The following is a 3,017-nucleotide window of genomic DNA, read 5'->3' as shown; positions in this document are numbered from 1 at the left end:
GGTAAGAATGCGGTTGATAATAACGCTTTGGGAGCAGATGCCGGAACAGCATTAGGGTTCTGGTTCGGTAAAAGTCCCGACTGTGATACAGACTGTAAAGCGAAGGTAGTGAAAGAAACCGCTGAAGGTAATGCGGTAGTTTCTGCCGGTATTGCCAATACGGCGGGAGTTGCCGCGTTAAGTGGGCCTGCTGCGGCCATGTGGCTGTTGGGGGCTGGAGCAAATGCAGGCGTTCAGTATGCTGATAATGGGGAAGTGAATCCGATTAATGCAGGGATTGCGGGTTGGGTAAATGTTATCAGTATGGGGAATGGCCTTTGGGGAACGGTAGGCTGGAATGCCGCAGGTGGTACACTGACCAACACGATCAATGGGGACGATCCGTTGATTGGAGCAATAACGACAGGTGCGGGTGCAGGTTTCGGTTATGGCGTGGGTAATTATATTGTGAAGCCAGTGGCAAATGCGGCAGGTAAGTGGGCCACTGGCGGCTGGAATCCGAAATTCGATCCCAACTTACTGAAATATAGTGAAGTCAAGGGGCAGTTGGGTATCTCCAAAGAAATGCTACCGAGTAAGATCCCTAGTGGTATAAGTAACATCGGTTCGTCAGTTATATCCGAAGGAAGCGGAAGCGAGGCCGGTAATGTACTGAAAAAATTAGGGAATGGTCATGAAGAATGATTTTTATGTCAGAAGTGTTCAGTCCTTATTGATTTTAGTTGTGACTATTTTGTCAATGATCGCTTTATCTGTGTTCGGAAAGCTTTTTTTTTCATCGTTATCATGGTTGCTTGGCGATGAGTTTAATACTAGCTGGAAAGATATCTTACACATGGTAAAGATCGGTCTTTATGGTGGAGGGATTGGGGGGCTTGGTCTCGCACTATTACATCTATTTAAAGTAAAAGGCTTTTAACCTTATCGTGAATTCAGATAATCAGTGCAACGCTCGGTTTTGATGGGCTGGGAGTGATGAATGGGGTTAACTGCCGATACACCGTGTTTTATGTGGATGGGATCGCGTGCAAAGTACCGCCGCGTACAAAGACATCAGCGAACAGTATAAAGCCGGTGGCGATCTGGATAAGGGCATTCGTGCCGCCGCCTCTGCCATTACAGCGTTGGCGGGTGGCGATCCGCTGAAAGCGCTGGCTCAGGGCGCGGCACCTTATATGGCGGGTGCAATACGCGACTTGACCCTGCAGGATGAAAAAAAAACCAACTACCGGACAGATCGCCGCGAACGCTATCGGTCATGCTCTTGTGGGTGGCGTAGTCGCTGAACTTTCCGGTACGAATGCCACTGCCGGTGCGGTTGGCGCAGCAGGCGGTGAACTGGCGGCGCGAGCTATCGCTAACTACCTCTATCCGGGTAAAACAGTGGAGTCTCTGAGTGACGCTGAGCGAGCGAAAGTCAGCAATCTGGCTTCTCTGGCGGCGACCATGGCGGCAGGACTGGCAACGGATTCATCCGCAGGCGCTGTGGCGGGACATGATGTTGGTAAAAACGCAGTAGATAATAACTACCTGAGTCAGAAACAAAAAGCGCAGCGCGAAAAAGAGCTGGCGGCCTGTGACGGCTTTGCCTGCCGTGTCGGCATTCGCGCTAAATGGAAAGCGATCGATGCAGGTCAGGATGGCAGCTTCGCGTCAGGTATGGTGGCAGGTGTGCCAGTTGGACTGTATGACACTATCGACGGTATTGTCAGTGCTGCCCTGAGTCCAATTGAGACTTACGAAGCATTGAAGACACTGTTTACCGGCGATAATGTGCTGGGTAATATCTCTGATGCGGTGAAGCAGTCTTATATCGATCGCATTAATTATCTGGAAGAGCAGTATGAACGTGCTGGGGCTGCCGGTTCGTTTAACTCTGGTATGGAAACCGGTAAGCTGATTTCAGATGCGGCATCACTGCTAGCGGGTGGAGCAGGCCTGGCTAAAGGTGCGGCAGTTGTGACTGAAAAAGTAGTTGCCAAAGCCGTGCTGAAATCTGAACAGTTAGCGGCGGATGCAGCGAGGACAAGCAACACCGCAGCGCATAATGCAGCTAAATACGCCGCACTAAAAATGGATTTAAAAACCACTGAAGCAGCTAATGACGTTGTCGAAAGCCTGCGCGCTACTGGAGAACTGCCGCAAAATTACGTCACGAAAGCCCAGGCCGTCGCCAATGGCTGGAGGCCTGGCAAAGCATTAAATAACACCACGCCGGGAGGTCAGTTGGGTGGAGATGTTTTCGAGAATACCACCAATGCTCTACCTTCTGCGCCTGGCAGAGTATGGAAAGAAGCGGATATAGGTCTGGACAATACCATGTCAAGGAGCAATCAGGCAGGCACCCGACTGCTGTATTCCAGCGATGGGCTACTGTATATCACAACGGATCACTATGAGTCCGTAACATCAATAGGTAAATGGAAGTGAATAACAAACAAATTATTCTGGACGGGTTGAGTATCCGTACTGAAGCCGACTTTCATCGTGCGTTATCTGATTTACTGGATTTCGGCCCCTACTATGGTCGTAATCTGGACGCGCTAAAGGATCGTCTGTGTAATGACGTGGAAAGACCCGTCACACTGATCTGGCAGAATGCTGGGCAATCCCGAGCATATTTAGGTGATGCGTTCGATAAAATCACAGCTATTCTGGAAAAAGTGAAAGAACAGGACATCGCATTCAACTTTGACGAAAAATTCGATTATGTTTTGAAGTGACTGCCGAGTCCCCTGCTGGCTGAGTCGGCAACGGCTTAGCCGCCTCAGGTATCATCGTAATGCCGTTGCTATCTGGACAGGACAGCAACGACATCATGGAAGACTGCGAAGGAGATAGAGAGTGAAAAACGTGCTGAGCATCAGCGTTGCCGCAATTGCCCTGAATACTTCCGGTTGCGCATTTATGCCCAATAACACTTTTTTTACTCCACCACCGCAAGGCGCAGATTCACCCTGGGTACGTATTGTTGATAACACTGAACAAACCAGCATCTACCAGACGTTAAACGGCAA

At 49.8% G+C, this 3,017-nt stretch carries 4 protein-coding genes and 1 pseudogene; all 5 read left to right on the top strand.

What is annotated here, in order from left to right; genetic code table 11:
• A pseudogene (locus tag H0247_RS19610) lies at positions 1–684 on the top strand (hypothetical protein); the annotation flags it as partial.
• The gene (locus tag H0247_RS19605; protein ID WP_180744017.1) at positions 674–919 is read left to right on the top strand and encodes a hypothetical protein; all 246 of its coding nucleotides are present in this window, start codon (positions 674–676) and stop codon (positions 917–919) included. The pseudogene H0247_RS19610 and the gene H0247_RS19605, both read left to right, overlap by 11 nt.
• A 106-nt stretch (positions 920–1,025) precedes the next feature.
• Entirely contained in the window at positions 1,026–1,286 is a 261-nt protein-coding gene (locus H0247_RS19955) for a hypothetical protein (RefSeq protein ID WP_180744016.1), read from the top strand.
• Positions 1,210–2,430 carry a VENN motif pre-toxin domain-containing protein gene (locus H0247_RS19950; RefSeq protein WP_255434045.1) on the top strand — a complete coding sequence of 407 codons (1,221 nt, stop codon included), beginning with the start codon at positions 1,210–1,212 and terminating at the stop codon, positions 2,428–2,430. Before H0247_RS19955 ends, H0247_RS19950 begins: the two co-directional genes overlap by 77 nt.
• On the top strand, positions 2,421–2,723 hold the full coding sequence (locus H0247_RS19590; RefSeq protein ID WP_180744018.1) for a barstar family protein: 303 nt from the start codon (positions 2,421–2,423) through the stop codon (positions 2,721–2,723). The genes H0247_RS19950 and H0247_RS19590 overlap by 10 nt, the downstream gene beginning before the upstream one ends.
• Positions 2,724–3,017 lie beyond the last annotated feature (294 nt).

The sequence above is a fragment of the Pectobacterium sp. CFBP8739 genome (genome assembly GCF_013449375.1).
In the GTDB taxonomy this organism is placed as follows: Bacteria; Pseudomonadota; Gammaproteobacteria; order Enterobacterales; family Enterobacteriaceae; genus Pectobacterium.
This window is presented reverse-complemented; position numbering and strand designations above follow the sequence as displayed.

Bases quoted from the DNA above. Each gene is read 5' to 3' on its own strand.
- H0247_RS19950 (WP_255434045.1), top strand. From the start codon at position 1,210: ATGAAAAAAAAACCAACTACCGGACAGATCGCCGCGAACGCTATCGGT.
- H0247_RS19590 (WP_180744018.1), top strand. From the start codon at position 2,421: ATGGAAGTGAATAACAAACAAATTATTCTGGACGGGTTGAGTATCCGT.
- H0247_RS19605 (WP_180744017.1), top strand. From the start codon at position 674: ATGAAGAATGATTTTTATGTCAGAAGTGTTCAGTCCTTATTGATTTTA.